General features: G+C 44.0%; 15 protein-coding genes and 1 tRNA gene. 2 read left to right on the top strand and 14 right to left on the bottom strand.

All coding sequences use genetic code 11. The annotated features are described in order from the left end of the window. Positions 1 to 100: 100 nt before the first annotated feature. From QGP82_RS21540 to QGP82_RS21510, 7 genes are all read right to left on the bottom strand, one after another. Positions 101 to 430 (bottom strand): hypothetical protein, encoded by a 330-nt coding sequence (locus QGP82_RS21540; protein ID WP_499060964.1) that lies wholly within the window; start codon positions 428 to 430, stop codon positions 101 to 103. A gap of 448 nt (positions 431 to 878) precedes the next feature. Continuing rightward, positions 879 to 1,322 carry a DUF6876 family protein gene (locus QGP82_RS21535; protein ID WP_499060963.1) on the bottom strand — a complete coding sequence of 148 codons (444 nt, stop codon included), beginning with the start codon at positions 1,320 to 1,322 and terminating at the stop codon, positions 879 to 881. Between the two features lie 122 nt (positions 1,323 to 1,444). Next, positions 1,445 to 2,656, bottom strand: coding sequence for a hypothetical protein (locus tag QGP82_RS21530; protein ID WP_499060962.1), 1,212 nt, complete (start codon positions 2,654 to 2,656; stop codon positions 1,445 to 1,447). 5 nt (positions 2,657 to 2,661) lie between these two features. Then, a complete protein-coding gene (locus QGP82_RS21525; RefSeq protein ID WP_499060961.1) occupies positions 2,662 to 3,279 on the bottom strand; it encodes a hypothetical protein in 618 nt (205 codons plus the stop codon). A gap of 251 nt (positions 3,280 to 3,530) precedes the next feature. Further along, entirely contained in the window at positions 3,531 to 3,863 is a 333-nt protein-coding gene (locus QGP82_RS21520) for a hypothetical protein (RefSeq protein ID WP_499060960.1), read from the bottom strand. Between the two features lie 5 nt (positions 3,864 to 3,868). Further along, complete coding sequence (locus QGP82_RS21515) at positions 3,869 to 4,357, bottom strand: hypothetical protein (RefSeq protein ID WP_499060959.1); 489 nt, start codon at positions 4,355 to 4,357, stop codon at positions 3,869 to 3,871. Between the two features lie 271 nt (positions 4,358 to 4,628). Beyond that, a complete protein-coding gene (locus QGP82_RS21510) occupies positions 4,629 to 5,291 on the bottom strand; it encodes a hypothetical protein (protein WP_499060958.1) in 663 nt (220 codons plus the stop codon). A 35-nt stretch (positions 5,292 to 5,326) separates the two neighbouring features. Between QGP82_RS21510 and QGP82_RS21505 the strand changes: the two genes are divergently transcribed. Then, positions 5,327 to 9,097 (top strand): tetratricopeptide repeat protein, encoded by a 3,771-nt coding sequence (locus tag QGP82_RS21505; RefSeq protein ID WP_499060957.1) that lies wholly within the window; start codon positions 5,327 to 5,329, stop codon positions 9,095 to 9,097. 299 nt (positions 9,098 to 9,396) lie between these two features. On the opposite strand, the gene QGP82_RS21500 is transcribed toward QGP82_RS21505, so the two are convergent. Then, positions 9,397 to 9,708 carry a helix-turn-helix domain-containing transcriptional regulator gene (locus QGP82_RS21500; RefSeq protein WP_499060956.1) on the bottom strand — a complete coding sequence of 104 codons (312 nt, stop codon included), beginning with the start codon at positions 9,706 to 9,708 and terminating at the stop codon, positions 9,397 to 9,399. 3 nt (positions 9,709 to 9,711) lie between these two features. After that, positions 9,712 to 10,050, bottom strand: a complete 339-nt coding sequence (locus QGP82_RS21495) for a type II toxin-antitoxin system RelE/ParE family toxin (RefSeq protein ID WP_499060955.1) — start codon at positions 10,048 to 10,050, stop codon at positions 9,712 to 9,714. A gap of 224 nt (positions 10,051 to 10,274) precedes the next feature. On the opposite strand from QGP82_RS21495, the gene QGP82_RS21490 reads away from it, so the two are divergent. Continuing rightward, positions 10,275 to 10,598: a hypothetical protein gene (locus QGP82_RS21490; RefSeq protein WP_499060954.1), complete on the top strand. Its 324-nt coding sequence runs from the start codon at positions 10,275 to 10,277 to the stop codon at positions 10,596 to 10,598. Here QGP82_RS21490 and QGP82_RS21485 read toward each other — a convergent pair. From QGP82_RS21485 to glyQ, 5 genes are all read right to left on the bottom strand, one after another. Continuing rightward, positions 10,577 to 11,668, bottom strand: a complete 1,092-nt coding sequence (locus QGP82_RS21485; protein WP_499060953.1) for a site-specific integrase — start codon at positions 11,666 to 11,668, stop codon at positions 10,577 to 10,579. The genes QGP82_RS21490 and QGP82_RS21485 overlap by 22 nt on opposite strands. A gap of 281 nt (positions 11,669 to 11,949) precedes the next feature. Further along, a tRNA-Ser gene (locus QGP82_RS21480) sits at positions 11,950 to 12,036 on the bottom strand. A 71-nt stretch (positions 12,037 to 12,107) separates the two neighbouring features. Next, positions 12,108 to 13,610, bottom strand: coding sequence for a ComEC/Rec2 family competence protein (locus QGP82_RS21475; RefSeq protein WP_499060952.1), 1,503 nt, complete (start codon positions 13,608 to 13,610; stop codon positions 12,108 to 12,110). 109 nt (positions 13,611 to 13,719) lie between these two features. Continuing rightward, entirely contained in the window at positions 13,720 to 14,208 is a 489-nt protein-coding gene (locus QGP82_RS21470; protein ID WP_163665878.1) for a DUF4079 domain-containing protein, read from the bottom strand. A 39-nt stretch (positions 14,209 to 14,247) separates the two neighbouring features. Next, positions 14,248 to 15,171, bottom strand: a complete 924-nt coding sequence (gene glyQ, locus QGP82_RS21465) for a glycine--tRNA ligase subunit alpha (RefSeq protein WP_006518790.1) — start codon at positions 15,169 to 15,171, stop codon at positions 14,248 to 14,250. Positions 15,172 to 15,667: the final 496 nt, after the last annotated feature.

Raw genomic sequence — 15,667 nt, 5'->3', positions numbered from 1 at the left:
AATAAGGGATTTAAGGTTTATCCCTACCCTGTCTGTATCCTGTCTTCCTAAAGGTCTACCCAAGTCTCACGTCAATCTCTTCTACGTCTCTTTTTTGAGTTTAGTCAGAGTTGTTAAAGCCACCTTCTACCCATTGCCGAGCTTCCTGAGTTTCAACACTTGTGACATTAGCGATAATCACAGTGAGGGCATCTATAAGTCCCTCCTGCTGGAGTTTTAGCTGCCTTTCAATCCCAGAGAGCCTAGCTGTTAAGTCTTCAACCTCTTGAGCCATCTCCTGTAAGTGGCCTTCCATAGTGGCCAGGGTCATATGGTCAATCACCATATCCCGTGCCTTTTGATGAGGACTTAATCGTTCATCGCGTGCTTGATAGTAAAGACGCTTTGCTTCTTCAGGCTGGAGCCTGAAGGTAATCTTGGTAGGAATCATGTCGACAGCTCGATGTAAGAGACAACAATACTTCTCGGCGTTTTTTACCCATGAAAGGGATCGCTTTGTCGGCAGGGTAAACGCTTTATGGAGTAAGGGATTGAGGCAGGCACCGCTTAAGGTGCGTTGGGTGTGAACCTTTAGTCCTTAGTTAAAAAACTAAAAATAAGAAACGATGCTGTCAATAGCAGAGCTAAAAAAATAGCCAGCATCAACGACAAAAAAATAAAAAACCTACAGCGTGGGCGAATCTTAAGCTTTGCATTCTATAGGGAGGCGCAGCCGACCTTTAGTTTGCAACTGCTTTTGATTTACCCCACATCGATTTGGAATTCTCCAAAAACAATACTGCGCGTGAGTTGGTCACATTGTTGATAACAGGAAGTGCCCCTAAAGAGCACGGGTTATCAATACTGTTAGCAACTCGCGCACTCCTTTCGTGCGCCACCTAGTGCTCAGAGGGCAAATAAGCGACCCAGCCCCATTCTTTGCCCTGAATATCGCTGTATCCTGCATAGCCCAGATAAAAAGGGGCGACCCAGATACGGATTGAATCAAGCGGAAAATCTGTGAACTGAATTTCTTCTCTAAAGACCTCAAAGCCAGAATCCCACTCACAGATAACAATGCCCTTTGAGCCCTTGACTTTCAGCTCCCAGAATTGAAGTTGCTGAAGCTTTGGGTGATCTCGAATGACGGGGTTCGTCTGATGGCTAGCGATATAATCCATCAACCAATACGCCCCGCAGCTTTCAGCTGCATAGTAGGCCCCATCGGTTAAAAAGAATAGGGGGAACAGTTCAGCTGAATGTCGGTAGTACTGAGTTGTACCGCTAAAGTTAGCAAGTTCCTTTTCTATCTCTTGCTTTGATTTTGAGTTTGTTTTATTCATACTTTATGCTTTTAAATAAATGGGGTCTAGGTGCTTTGCACTTAGGCCCCATTTTTTGTGGTTAAATGTTGTCCCTCCTCACCGTGGTGATTTGGGTGTGCCTTACTTGCATCAATGGGATGCTATAAGGTATTTGAATCAGTATTTCCCAGTGGCGGTAATGTTAGTCTCTGAGATTTCCCATTCAATGCAGGCATATCAGGCTTTACAGCATGGGCTGAACCATTAAAAAAACGTTGCTGATGCTCTATGATTCTTTGTTCACTTTGACAGGCTTGAAGCGCTTTGAACCAGCGTCTATAGCTAGTTAGGGCTGCTCGCTCGGCACGAATAAGGGTTTGCCGCTGACGCTTAATAGCAAGCCTTATCTTTTTAAGCTTTGCCTTGGAGACCATAACAGATTGAATTTGAGCCTCAAGCTGTTCAATCTCATGGTGCTGTGTTGCTCCCTCGTGCTTAAATCGGAGGCTGATAAGCACTCGATGCAATGTTACCCCCCACGTTAAAACAATATTGACAAGAGAAGCAAAACAACTTACCGCAACGATTGACACTTGCCAGAACAACTCATCCCGTACACCAGGCGGAAGCGCTAGCATCAAACCAACACTACTGAATAGCCCATCAGCACAAAGAATAAGTACCGATAACCATATCGCCTTGTCCTTCCAACCATGAGGAAACAGATTATCGTGTAAGGAAGTATCCCCACGGACTGTATAGTTTCGAGTTGCCTTGATAAATTCACTTAGGCCAAGATTTACAGCGAGCATTGCAGCAGCACTAAAACAGAGGCCAAAGGGCACAAAGATAAGCATCTCAAAGGTCAAACGGTCAAACCTGATGCCAAGCAGTTCACACAGAGCTACAAAGTTAAGAACACCAAGCCCTGCTGAAACGATATAAAGCAAATATCGCTGCTCCTTGTTTCCATGTTGAAGAAGAAAGCGCCGCTGCCCTTCTTCAAACAACCGATAAGTTGTTTTACCAGCTCCAAAGATAAGTGCTGGAATCAGCCCTGCCATCTCCTTTTCAAGCCAGAAATTTTTAGCCTTGATGGTGCCAGATGCTTCCTGGTGCTCAGTTAACTGTTTATCTAGCTCTTGCTCCAAGGCTTTAAGCGTTTCTTTTTCTGATTCAAATATCCTCGCTGCAGGGAGAACTTCAAGTGAAAGCTGAAAAAATAGGTCTGGGAAATTGGTGTTAATCCACTCAAGATACGACGCATTGTCCATGTTCTGCAGTAATGCTCCCACATTACGCTCACCCATTAAGGAGCGGTGTAGTTCACCGCAGATATGCAAGATAAGTTTTAGTCGAAAGATAGTTTCCATGATGATTATTCTCCAAGAGTGCGAAAGAGACTTGCGATTTCTTCGTCAGTTCCAGCGAACTGAACACGGCCACTGATGGGACTAAAGCTTTTAGAAAATTCGGCTCGATGCTCAGGCGAGATGCCAACTACTGCCAGGTGAAGATTTTGTACACTACTTAAGCCTTTGGAAACAGATGCTAAAGAAGTAATAAGCTCTTCATTAGAACTACCATCGGTGACGATAATGGCGTAAATTGAGATGTCTGGGTTCTGACGAGCAAGGTCACCTGCTGCAAACATTGCAGAGCGAATCGCATCATCATCGTTAGGAAGAGTTGGCATCCCTTCGATTAGTCCCCAAAGGCTGTGCTTATCAGCACCACTTGAGTAGATGATTTGAACGCCCTGCTCAACAAAATAGTCAACGCGAACTAGGTCATTAGGATTACCAATTTCTTCAAGCTGATAGATAGCTTGTTCTGTGATGGCTCTATGGGCTTCGGTATCGATTTCTGCCGCTAAGTAGTACTGAACTGGAGGCTGCTGAATGGTTGCACTATCTAGAGCCTGCTGAAGCTCAGTGCATCCTGCTAGAATGGTGAAAAAGAAACCAAGCGAAAATAGGAGGAACTTTCGAATCATGAGATTCCCTCTGGTTAATGGGTATTGAGTTTTGGAAAGAGCTGATTGGGGAGGCTAAGGTAAGAGATTTTTTTCTCACCCAGCCTTAGGGATTAAAGGGCAGTCAGGATAAAACCATGACAAAGAGAAGGATTTTCCTGAACACCCAAAGCAAAACAGTATTTGCTCCACCAAATTAGGATGGTAATTAGCAGAGCAGCCTTAATGAGTCTGATTGCGTTAGAGATAAATTCCATTAGTCATCTCCAGGATTAACTTGCAAGTTGCTCAGGGGCTAAACAGTCGTCAAGGAGCCTTGTAATCTGCTCGTTAACAGAACCGCCTTGAAATTTAATAAGACGTACAAGTTTTCGCCCAATCAAAACGTCAGAGCTATGCCAGATAAATGGGCGAGGGTCAAATAGGATTGAGTACTCTGAGCCGTAGGTAATGATGTAGCCAATAGGAAGAAGCTCACCACGAAAGAGCGTCATCATCTGAAACTCTCTAAAAGGATCGGGGGCATCCACCTCTAATAGCCTTATGTCCTTGACGTTGGCTTTAACAGGCACTCCTATGACATAGCCATTATGTAATGCATCCATTGTGTTCACCCCAAGTGGTTTACAGTTTGACCATTGAGCAATGAGATTCTGGTGGCTTCGATTAGATGATCCACCGCCGCTTTAATTGCTGGAAAGTGTGGCACTGGGTCAATAGCTGAAACCTCCTCTATAGGAAAGGGAGCACCAGTTATTTTCTCAACCGCTTTACAGCAGGCAAGGTGTACTTGTTGACTTACGGAGTACCCCCGTTTCCACCGTTCGACCTGCTCTGGGCTACAAGCAAACATTGTCCAAAATTCAAAGTCCTTACCCTGAGCAGTTATCAGGGCTTGAAACTCAGCGGAATCCTCACCCAGGAGTATCCTTGTGACAATGCCAGCAAGTTTCGGGTCATGGGAAATATAGCCGAAGCTCTTCAGGAGCTTTAGAAGTCGCTTTACACGGTCTAGGCGAATTTGGTAATAGAGTGGTCCGTTTAGAGCACTACGGGTCTGTGCCTGCCTCTGGGCAGGCTGATGGTGTATTGAAATCATTGGTTTTAGTAAATAAGCAACTGATACTCAGGGAGGTTTAATCAGGTCTCACTGAGGTCTTAGTCATGTTTTACAAAGGTCAGCTGTACAGAAAAAGGGGGATATGAATACTGACGATTCCGCTTATTCCGTGGCTAAATATCCAGTCAGGATCAGGGATTTACCATTACTAACTAAAGCTGTAAGTTTTTACCTGACCATTCGAAAAAAGCTGACCATTCAGATAAGCCAATGGCTTCGTAATGCTGACAATTCTGAAAAAAATATTTGACTATAAAGGATTGACCTTAAGTGCAATGTCATCGGGGAATAGTTTTCCATTTGGCATCTCTCCTTGCATGACACCAGACATGATCTGAGCAACGTTACTGATATGCATTGGATCACCTTGCAGGTTTGAATCGGAAAAGCTTTGACCTGCCTGCTGGAACTGATCTCCGTATTTGTTAGCTATATCTTCAATTACACGACCCATCTCAAGCCAGTCTATTTCCTTAGCAAGAAGTGAACTATTTTCTATAGCGCCTTTAACAAAAGCAGGACCTGCTTCTCCAAAGTCACTTTCAAGTTCAGGACTGTTAATGCTGATCCATGCCCCTGCTGCCGCCATATCGATACAAGCTTCTCTTAAATTCGACTTGTCATCCCAAATTGCGTCATTTTTAGTAAATTCATCACCCATTGATGCATGGACATCATCTAAGTTACTGAGAATATGCCCAGATATTTTGATTAGATATTCCCCCATCTTTTCATAGCCTGGCGAAAGTTGGATTTGCTGATGATTACTAGGCTCACTGGTTACGGTTTGACCCGTTGCTTGAAATGCTGAACCGACATCTAAGCCGGAGCCTTCTACGGTTGGAAGGATATCTGCTCCAGCGCTCGGGTGAATTCCTATATTTTCGTTTTGTGGGGTTGCCCCGCCTGTCATTTTGCCTCTCTACAGTTCAACGCATTTCCTTGGTTATGCGCTTCAAGAGTAATGATGTGCTCCCATTTGACGAACCTTGTACAATAGAGTTGCCTTCTACTCACAGGCCCATAATGCAGGATAAGAGCAGTTTGGGAAATGTTGATGATAATGTAGCTCGATTACTTTTCGAGACAGTTATTTTTGTCGCTGAACTTGATCAGCTACCTGAAGCATTTGAGAGATATGAGTGGAATGATGCTTATACCTCACTAGAGGTTGAGGTTACTGGGTGGGGTAAGCTAGCTAATTTTATTGCTACGGGAATGAAGTCAAGAGGCTATAGTGCAGCCTATTTCCAGGGTGAGGAAGGCAAAAAATACGGTAAACTGGAAAGACTTTCCAAGCGATTTAGTCCTGCATTACTTAGACTTAAAGACATTGGTTTAGCTGTTATCCTTGACAGTAAAAAAATCAAGAAATCTGGCCCTAAGCTAACAAGATTTAGACTTGAAAATCTTCCAGGTACTGATCTTGTTGCTCCATGCTTAGAAGAATTTGATAAATGTTATAAAAGAGCAAACAAAAGTAAGCAGGAAACTGAAAAGCGACCCTCTCAAGAGATAAAACAGAATGAGGAATTAGTTGAGAAAAACGCGCATGCTTCTCAATATAAGAACATTTTCTTTGATATCCCATATCAGCAGAATTCGTTTTTCACAGGGCGAAAATCCCTGCTTGAACAGCTGCACAAGCAGCTCAATCAAGAAACAGTTACTGCGATCACCCAAGTACAAGCAATTAGTGGGTTGGGCGGAATTGGTAAAACCCAAACTGCTGTGGAATATGCCTATCGTTATAAACAACACTACAGTTACGTGTTTTGGGTTAATGCAGATACACAAAGCAATCTAACTACTGATTTTGCGAATCTGGCCAATCAATTAGTATTACCAATAGCCCAAGGAACCCAAGAGGAGAAAATTCCAGCTGTCCGGGCATGGTTAGCTCATAACAATAATTGGCTTTTGATATTCGATAATGTTGATACTCCTAGTCTGCTACCACCGATAATACCCAGTAATCCAAAAGGTAAGATACTTGTTACCTCACGAGCTAAATCTTTTGTGCAGATTGGTATCAAGAAGCCTATTGCTTTGGATGTTATGTCTACAGAAGAAGGCATAGAATTTCTGATTAATCGAACAGACTGTGAGGAGATAGATACAGAGCGAGAAGCCGCTTCTGAACTCACTCATGAGTTAGGAGGTTTACCACTAGCGTTAGAACAAGCTGGTGCTTATATCTATCACAGAGAAAAAACGGTTCAATGGTATCTAAAGCATTATCGTAAACAGGGGGTCGCTCTACTGGAGAAATATAAACCTGAGACTGGCCGATACGATAAATCTTCTGTTCTTAGAACATGGGCAATTAACTTTGAAGCTGTAGAAGCAGAAAACCCAGCCTCTACTGAGTTACTCAAATTCAGTGCTTTTCTTGCTCCAGATGATATTCCATACGACATTCTGATTAAAGGTGCCTCTCATTTAGGACAGACTCTGAGGGAATATTTACAAGCTGAAGATGACGAAGAGGCTCTAATGGCGGTTGAGGATTTAATTGATCCTTTGAGTAGATACTCGCTTGTCCGATGGGAAATTCCTCGCCGTTGCTACAGCTTACATCGCATGGTTCAAGCTGTGGTGCGTGATGGCATAGATAGAGCCACAAAAGTGCAATGGATAGAATCAGCTATGGAAGCGTTAATTGCTGCTTATCCTGGAAATGGATTCATGCATTGGGATATGTGTGCAAAGCTGCTACCTCATTGCTTTAGAACAATTGAGCAAGCTGAGCAAATAGCGATAAAATCTGAAACATTAGGACAGATACTTAGTGGAATCAGCAACTATCTTAATTCTCAAGGTCGCTATGGCGAGGCAGAGCCACTTTATCAAGAGTCCTTAGTGTTACATAAGCAGTTGTTCGGTGACTTGCATCCCACTGTAGCTACTAGCCTTTATAATCTGGCGGTGCTTTATCACAATCAAGGTCGCTACAATGAGTCAGCACCGCTGCATCAAGAAGTGTTAACGATGCGCCAACAGTTATTAGATGAGGCGCATCCCGATATAGCGAATAGTCTTAACAGTCTGGCATCACTCTACAAAGATCAAGGTTACTATAGCGAAGCAGAATCATTCTACCAAGAGGCTTTAAGATTACGTAAACAGTTGTTAGGTGACGCACATCCCAATGTAGCAAATAGCTTCAACAGTCTGGCCTCGCTGTACTACGCTCAAGGTCGTTATAGTGAGGCTGAGTCACTCTATCAAGAATCTTTAGCATTGTATAAACAGTTATTAGGTGACATACATCCCGATGTGGCGGGTGTTCTCAATAATTTAGCGTCACTTTATCATAATCAAGGTTGTTACGATAAGGCCAAGCTATTCTATCAAGAGGTTTTATCGATGCAGAAGCATTTATTAGGCGACTTGCATCCCAGTGTGGCAAATAGCCTCAGTAATCTAGCAACACTCTACCTCGCTCAAGGTTGTTATGGTAAAGCCGAACCACTTTTTCAAGAGGCCCTAACACTACGTAAACGGTTTTTGGGTGACGCGCATCCCAATGTAGCAATTACCCTTAATAATTTGGCAGCAGTCTATAAAAAGCAAGGTCGTTATAGCGAAGCAGAATCACTCTATCAAGAGGTTTTGATGCTACGTAAACAGGTATTAGGTGATGCACATCCCGATGTAGCGCATACCCTTAATAATTTGGCAACACTCCACCTCACTCAAGGTCGTTACAGCAAAGCAGAATCATTCTTGCAAGAATCTCTGATGCTAAGTAAACAGGTGTTAGATGCCACACATCCTGATGTAATAACTAGTCTCAACAATTTGGCAGCAGTCTATGAAAGACAAGATCGTTATAGCGAAGCAGAATCACTCTATCAAGAGGTTTTGATGCTACGTAAACAGGTGTTAGGTGATGCACATCCTGATGTAGCAGGTACCCTTAATAATTTGGCAGTGCTCTATCACAGCCAAGGTCGTTATAGCGAAGCAGAATCACTCTATCAAGAGGCTTTAATACTAAATAAGCAGGTGTTAGGTGATGCACATCCTGATGTGGTGACTAGTCTTGATAATTTGGCAATGCTCTATGAAAGCCAAGGTCGTTATAGCGAAGCAGAATTACTCTATCAAGAGGTTTTAATACTAAATAAGCAGGTGTTAGGTGATGCACATCCTGATGTGGTGACTAGTCTTAATAATTTGGCAATGCTCTACCATAAACAAGGTCGTTATAGCGAAGCAGAATCACTCTATCAAGAGGCTCTAGGACTATGTAAACAGGTGTTGGGTGATGCACATCCCAATGTAGCAACCTACCTTAACAATTTAGCATTACTCTGCAAAGCTCAAGGTCGTTATAGCGAAGCAGAATCACTCTATCAAGAGGTTTTGACACTGCGTAAACAGGTGTTAGGTGATTCTCATCCTGATGTAGCAACCAGCCTTAACAATTTAGCAACACTTTACTACAATCAAAGTAAATATAGTGATGCTGAACCGCTCTATCGAGATGCTTTGACACTGCGTAAACAGGTGTTAGGTGATTCTCATCCTGATGTAGCAACCAGTCTTAATAATTTAGCAGGAGTCTATAAAAAGCAAGATCGGTATAGCGATGCTAAGCCTCTTTTTCAAGAGGCTCTGGCACTATCGCAACAGCTCTTGGGGCATGAACATTCGTCAACTAAGCTTATTCAAGCTAATTTGCAAAAACTTCAAGAACAGAAAAAACTCTAGAAGAAATTCAAATCTCAGAGATATCTACCCTATCTTTTCTGGATAAGATACTTATGCTCTGTAACGTATCATTTAATCAATTTGTGAAATTAAAAGCTCTGGAATTTCCCCTCAAATATTCATTGAGTCAGAGACTTATAAAAGCTTTTTAGTTGACCTAAAATCACACATTCGATCAGTCCAAATTAGATTTCAGCTTGAAACCTCTTACTGGCAGATTGACCGTGAAATTCAATGAGACACAGGTGAAAATTTAGGACAGCAAAGTAATAGATAAACTATCCAAAGCTCTTAGCGAATTATACTTGATTCGCAAGTGGCTTAATATCAATGGTAAGTCCCACAGCATTAAGAATAGAAACTGTAGTTTCAAGGGTAGGATTACCGCTACCACTTAATAGGCGATGAAGATGCTGACGAGAGATATCTGCATCAGTAGCAACAGCTTTAACTGCACCTGTGGCATCAACGACGTTTTTAAGGGCTAATAAAAACGCCTCCATATTTCCATCTTTAATCGTTTCGTCCAAAGCTATCTTTAGGTACTGAGCAGAATACTCAGGGTCAGATAGTCTTTCTAATTGATCTTCTCGATAATCTTTAACTGGCATCTTTTAATCTCCTGCTTGCTCAAGCTTATAGTCCTTCCAAAGCATTTGCGCTGTTCTAATATCCTTTGTCTGTTTTCCCTTGGCTCCACCTGTAAGGAGCAGCACAACGTGCTTTCCGGCAAGCCCATAGTAAATCCGATAGCCTGGGCCAAAGAAAAGCCTTAATTCATATACCCCCTCACCTACTGACTTGTGATCACCAAAGTTACCTAAGCTCACTCTATCCAAGCGGACATCAACACGTACCTGAGCCTGACTATCGAGCTTAGAAAACCATTCATCAAATGGACAGACACTGCTTTCGGTAACGTACTTTTGAATTCGCCACTGATTTTGACTCACCTACCCCCCTAATTCCTATTGTGTCGCATATATGTGACACATTCAATGCCTAAAATTTAGGCAAGGCCACTTAGAGCTACAGAATAGAGAACTAATTTAGGATTTCAAGGTCAGAGATAATTACTTCCTTATCTCTGACAAAGACGCCCGACTTCTTTCGTGGCTAGAATTTCCATATTGAAGGCCAGATACCTGTGCTGCCTATTAATGCAGTAGATGAGTCAATGAGTTATAACCTAAAAGCCGAAGTTGAAGCTCTGAAGCAACAAGTTCAACGCTTAATTCAAAACCAGCAGTCTCTAGGGTTGCCAACTTCTCCCTGGGTTTCTCCTCAGCAAGCTGCTAATCTCCTCTGCACCAGTCGCACTAGGGTCAACAGTGAGATTGATAAAGCTGAATATGCCCGTATTCATAAAATCAAATATGATCTCTCCTGGGGTACTCATTATCGAAAAAATGGTGCCCACTGGCAGATTAACCCACTAGAGTTTGAAAAGATTATCTTTCAACCTCCAGAACTGCGTCCCTATATTGAATTACCCAATTGATTAGCTCTAGCCCAGATACTCTCATGCTGGAGTTGATCGATTGCTGCATGGTAGGTCTCTGAATGGACAGCGATACTGTGTCCCATCCAGCGGGCTGCAATACTATCAGGAATTCCCATGATTGCTGAACGAATTGCCCAGGCGTGACGCAAAGCATATGGTGTATGCGGAATCTTTTTAACCTTTTGTTGGCATAGATTCTGGCTAATGCGTTCACCTAGCTCCTGATTATTACGGCCTTCGATTCTGATTTTAGGTAAGACAACATTTTTTAGCTCAAATTGGTGACGCCATTGATCCGGCAGTGGCCAAACATCCCTACCCCCTGTCTTGGAGTCATCCATGATAGAGATTTTTCCTGTCTTGGAACCAATGCCTTTATGGTCAACAATGCGGAACACTTCATGGGGCCTAAGGCCATAGGTGGCAAGCATTCCATAGACCCAACGCCAACCAGGAGACTTCAAAGACTCCCAGATTTGTTCTATTTCCTTGTCAGATGGCACGTTAGCACTTCTGACAGGTTTTGGCTTGTATCGTCCCCTCAGATCGCTTAAGTCTACTTTCAAGCCACTGTGTTTACCCAACGCTTGATAAACCATGCAATCGTTTTTGCGCCCCCAACTGTCTGCTGGATGACGCGATAGAACCAATGATCTGATTAACTCCTCAGTAAGTGGCTTATTGGGTAGCGCAGCTAGAGGTTCACGATAGTTAGCATCATAGGACTGAGGCTTGATGGTGCCCTGTTTTTCCTCACCGAATCGACGACCAGCAACGGCAGCTGAGTTACTAATGACAGTTCCATCATCTTCCCAGTCGGCCCAGTTCCATTGTTTGAGCATCAAATCTGACTCAGCTTTTTGTGCTCGTGCCAAAGCAACTTTTACCCCTTCAGGATTAGCAACGATGCCGAGCTGAAGCCATCGCTGTTTATTACCAGAGCCTTCCCCTTTCTTTTTGGGGAGTGAGCCTCTAAGTGATAGCTTTTCACCTCGTCGCCAGATCTTGACTTTCCTCAGTACAAGATTTGCCTTCTCAATAGCTGCATCAACTTTCTCAAAGTTCAAACTGTCCACCTCCCCGAAGTGTCTGTAGTTTGGCTTTACGTACATTTTGATTCCATAGAGCTGGAAGCTACTTGTAAGCCTTGATATACAAGACTTATGGGAGTTTTCCCGAGTGTGTGGCTCAGCTCTGAGGATATCTAAATCTACACCATTCGAGGACTAGCCTTGGACTAATTTTGGACTAATTTTGACGTCGAATATGGCAATTTTGCTGTCTAAAACTGCTTTCTCTGCAAAGCAGCTTGACCACTGTAAGTATTGCTGTAACGCTTGTTTCTAAACGGAGAGGGGGGGATTCGAACCCCCGATGAACCTAAGCCCATAATAGATTTCGAGTCTACCGCATTCAACCACTCTGCCACCTCTCCAGGGACCTATTCAATTAGGTTCGCCCATATTTTGAGCTTGTTTATTCTACACCGAGGCGAACATTCCAGACCTAGACTTCCTGATTTCGACGAGCTAGCCAAACGGTAATGCTACCGTAGAGGCCATAGGCTAATACTACGAGCCAAACAGATATATTTCCGATAGTGACTTGGTTTCCTGGCAATTGGTTAAAGAACGTCACTAAGGTAATTAAAAGCTGTAATGGTATAGCCAAGAGCCATGCGATCGCACCCCCCACTAAAGGCCAAATCAAACTAACCATTGCACTGATAAATCCACCTAAGCTAATGACTGTGACCAGTGGCGTAGCAAAAATATTTAAAACAATGCTGTAGGACGGAACAGTGCCAAAGTGATAGAGCTGTAGCGGTAACGTCCAAATATAAGCTGCGATGGGAACCGCTAGGAGAGTTGAGATCGCGCTGGGCAACCAATCCAAACGTTTGGCTAGGGCAGTAGCCATGACTATTAAACCAAGGGTAGCCATCACACTTAGCTGAAAGCCGATATCCCATATCCAGCGAGGGTTCCAAACCAATAATAAAAAAACAGCTACCCCTAAACAAGCCAAAGGTTTGACCTTGCGTTCTAACGCTAACCCCAGCATGGCCCCAAGACCCATAATGGCCGCGCGCATTACGCTGGCCTGTAAGCCGGTCAGGCCTACATAAATAAACAGAGCAATGCTACCGCCGATTGCTTGAGTGCGGTTCGAGTATCTTTTTAATAACGTCAATACCATCCCCAGGACTAGTGCCACATGAAAGCCAGAGGCTGCCAGAGTATGAGCTAAACCTGCTGTGATAAACGCATCTCGAATATCGTAGGGTAAATCAACAGCCCTACGGCCCAACACCATGGCACTGACTAAATGACCTTTAGTGTCACCAAGCCAGCGAGCTTGAGCATTAGCAATCCGCCGCCGTACCTGCCAGAGCCCATGTTGAGACTGTTCTGGGTTGGCTAAGTCATCAATATAGTTAGCACTCAGTCCAGCAAAACTACCCTGTCTGGCTAAATAGGCTTTGAAATCAAACTCTTCTGTGGAACTGGGTGCATATAGCCGACCGGTTGCTTTAATGGCTTGACCTGGATATAGATTGGCGCTGCGCTCAGGTAGAGCCGTGACATATAGTTTGCCGCTAGCAGGCTGTCGACTAATATAGTCTGCCTGCTCAGAACGGTTTTGGACTCCATGGGGTTTGAGCCAAAACTTGTGTTTACCGTTACGGTTGAGCTGGGGGAGTGATGTGACTTCTCCATAGACGCTATAGGTGCCAGGGGCATAGCGGCTGATATCGTCAATTTCAGGTTGTGGAATGCGCCATAGGCAGTAAATGGCTCCGATCAGACCGATGATTCCGGCAAATAGCCACTGACGCCCTGTGGGGCCTAATCGCCATTGTTTTGGTAGCCAAATGCTTAGGACTAAACTAAGCATTAAAAGACCGTAGCCTGCAATAGGCTGGTTGGATTGACTAACAGCGATACCTGTGGAGAGCAGACCTAAAATGTAGCTTAGGCAGATAACAATGAATCCCCAGGGTGTCATGGTAGTTGAGTAAGAGACAACGTAAAAAGCGCTGCCTCAACTCGTTAGAAGCAGCGCCTTGGGTTATCGTTCCCCAGCTATTGGCAGGAGTAAGGTCTTTGGATGTGGGTTAGATGGACAACCCCAGCTTTAATCCTAAAGCGGCGTGGACGACCATAAGGGCTACAGCGGCTGTACCGATATAAGCATGGGCATTTCTGAGAGAATCTTGACCGCCACCAAACTTACTCATGGAAATGGCACCGTTGAGACCGAGCAATCCAAGCACCGCTGACCCTGTCCAGAAATGTGGGCTTTCTAGAATAGGCTGGCCTTGCATAACTAGGGATAGAAGCCCCCCGGTATAACCCATCCCAATAAATGTAGTCATCCACAGAGCTACTTTTTTATGGAATTTGCGTACAGGCATAGAACCCATGGTGGCGTCTGGCGCACCGGTACGAATTTTCCAGCCTGCAATGGCGGCACTGCTGCCCATGGCAAAGACAACAATAGCCATCATGGCGGGATGACCCCAGTGGGTAATGGATTCTGGTAAGCCAAACTGGGCAAACCAGGCGGCAATCGGTTCTAAATATGCTCTTAAGCTAGACGCCATAATCAAATATTCCTAACGCGTTTGTTATCTGCCCTTATTTTAGGCAGGTACGGCGTTTTCTTTATGGCTTGTTGCCTGTGAATTTTCCCTATTGTCATCATTTAATAGGGGAAAGCCGAGTTTCTCGCGTTGTTCATAGTAAAGCTGAGCAACTTTACGGGCAAGTGAACGGACCTGACGGATATAACGGGTGCGCTCGGTGACTGAGATGACGCCACGGGCATCTAATAAGTTGAAAGTATGGGAGCACTTGAGGACAAAGTCATAAGCGGGCAGTACAAGTTCTCGCTCCATCAGCTGCTCGGCTTCTTGCTGATATAGGTTGAACAGGTTCAACAATAGCTCTGGACTTGAGGCTTCAAAGTTATAGGTGGAGCATTCAATTTCACCTTGCATGTGAACATCGCCATAGGTGACGGTATCGCTCCATTGGATTTTTGCGATCGCATCCACCTCTTGCAGGTACATCGTCAATCGCTCTAGACCATAGGTAATCTCAATGGACACCGGTTTACAATCCAGACCACCACACTGCTGGAAATACGTAAACTGAGTTACCTCCATACCATCTAACCAAACCTCCCAGCCAACGCCCCAAGCACCAACCGCAGCATCTTCCCAATTATCCTCCACAAATCGAATATCATGATCCTCCGGTTTGATACCCAATGCCCGTAGGGATTCTAGATACAGATCCTGAATGTTGCCAGGAGAGGGTTTGATCAGTACCTGGTACTGATAGTAATGCTGATAACGATTTGGATTTTCCCCGTAGCGACCATCAGCTGGGCGACGACAAGGCTCAACATAAGCGACAGACCAAGGCTCTGGGCCAATAGCCCTCAAAAACGTGTGAGGGCTTTTAGTCCCTGCCCCCTTTTCAGTGTCATAGGGCTGAACAATCAAACATCCCTGCGCCGACCAAAACTCATGCAGCGTAGCAATGACAGACTGAAAATTCACCGCGCTTTCCTCGAATCATATATATGTCCGTCACATTCTCCTCTGAAGTGAGGAAAAAACCTAGTACCTATCGCAAAATCAGTTGATCAGTAGTTTTACCAGTCCGTAAGACCCGTTCACATCTATAGAACTGGCCATTAACCAGCTCCTAAAACTCAATTCTGACGTCCGAAGAATTTGTATAAAAGGAGACGAAAAAATGTAGCGCTCGCCGTAGAAAATTGATTCAAAATAGCTGAACGCCTTGCAGAACAAGGGAAATAGCTCAAAAAAATAAATTCACCCAAGGTGTTGACTTAGGTTTATCAGGTCGCTATATTAGTAAAGCGCTTGAGACGGGAGCGGCGAACACCGTGACCGAATCGAGTTAGAACCTAGACAAATCAATAGTTTGAGATTCTAACAAAATCCTGTTTAATTTCTTTAGTTTGAAATTGGTTAGACCTTATCACGAGGTTGAGGCCGATGTCAAACGACCGGATACTTAGATAACACT

The sequence above is a fragment of the Leptothoe sp. LEGE 181152 genome, assembly GCF_032906605.1.
Lineage (GTDB): Bacteria > Cyanobacteriota > Cyanobacteriia > Phormidesmidales > Phormidesmidaceae > Leptothoe > Leptothoe turfae.
Note: the sequence above shows the minus strand (reverse complement) of the source record. Positions and strands in the feature narration are given on the sequence as shown.

What these genes read in the sequence shown, in the direction of transcription:
- QGP82_RS21470 (WP_163665878.1), bottom strand. Translation starts at nt 14,208, where the DNA reads ATGGCGTCTAGCTTAAGAGCATATTTAGAACCGATTGCCGCCTGGTTT.
- QGP82_RS21515 (WP_499060959.1), bottom strand. Translation starts at nt 4,357, where the DNA reads ATGATTTCAATACACCATCAGCCTGCCCAGAGGCAGGCACAGACCCGT.
- QGP82_RS21490 (WP_499060954.1), top strand. Translation starts at nt 10,275, where the DNA reads ATGAGTTATAACCTAAAAGCCGAAGTTGAAGCTCTGAAGCAACAAGTT.
- QGP82_RS21510 (WP_499060958.1), bottom strand. Translation starts at nt 5,291, where the DNA reads ATGACAGGCGGGGCAACCCCACAAAACGAAAATATAGGAATTCACCCG.
- QGP82_RS21500 (WP_499060956.1), bottom strand. Translation starts at nt 9,708, where the DNA reads ATGCCAGTTAAAGATTATCGAGAAGATCAATTAGAAAGACTATCTGAC.
- QGP82_RS21540 (WP_499060964.1), bottom strand. Translation starts at nt 430, where the DNA reads ATGATTCCTACCAAGATTACCTTCAGGCTCCAGCCTGAAGAAGCAAAG.
- QGP82_RS21505 (WP_499060957.1), top strand. Translation starts at nt 5,327, where the DNA reads ATGCGCTTCAAGAGTAATGATGTGCTCCCATTTGACGAACCTTGTACA.
- QGP82_RS21525 (WP_499060961.1), bottom strand. Translation starts at nt 3,279, where the DNA reads ATGATTCGAAAGTTCCTCCTATTTTCGCTTGGTTTCTTTTTCACCATT.
- QGP82_RS21520 (WP_499060960.1), bottom strand. Translation starts at nt 3,863, where the DNA reads ATGGATGCATTACATAATGGCTATGTCATAGGAGTGCCTGTTAAAGCC.
- QGP82_RS21535 (WP_499060963.1), bottom strand. Translation starts at nt 1,322, where the DNA reads ATGAATAAAACAAACTCAAAATCAAAGCAAGAGATAGAAAAGGAACTT.
- QGP82_RS21475 (WP_499060952.1), bottom strand. Translation starts at nt 13,610, where the DNA reads ATGACACCCTGGGGATTCATTGTTATCTGCCTAAGCTACATTTTAGGT.
- QGP82_RS21530 (WP_499060962.1), bottom strand. Translation starts at nt 2,656, where the DNA reads ATGGAAACTATCTTTCGACTAAAACTTATCTTGCATATCTGCGGTGAA.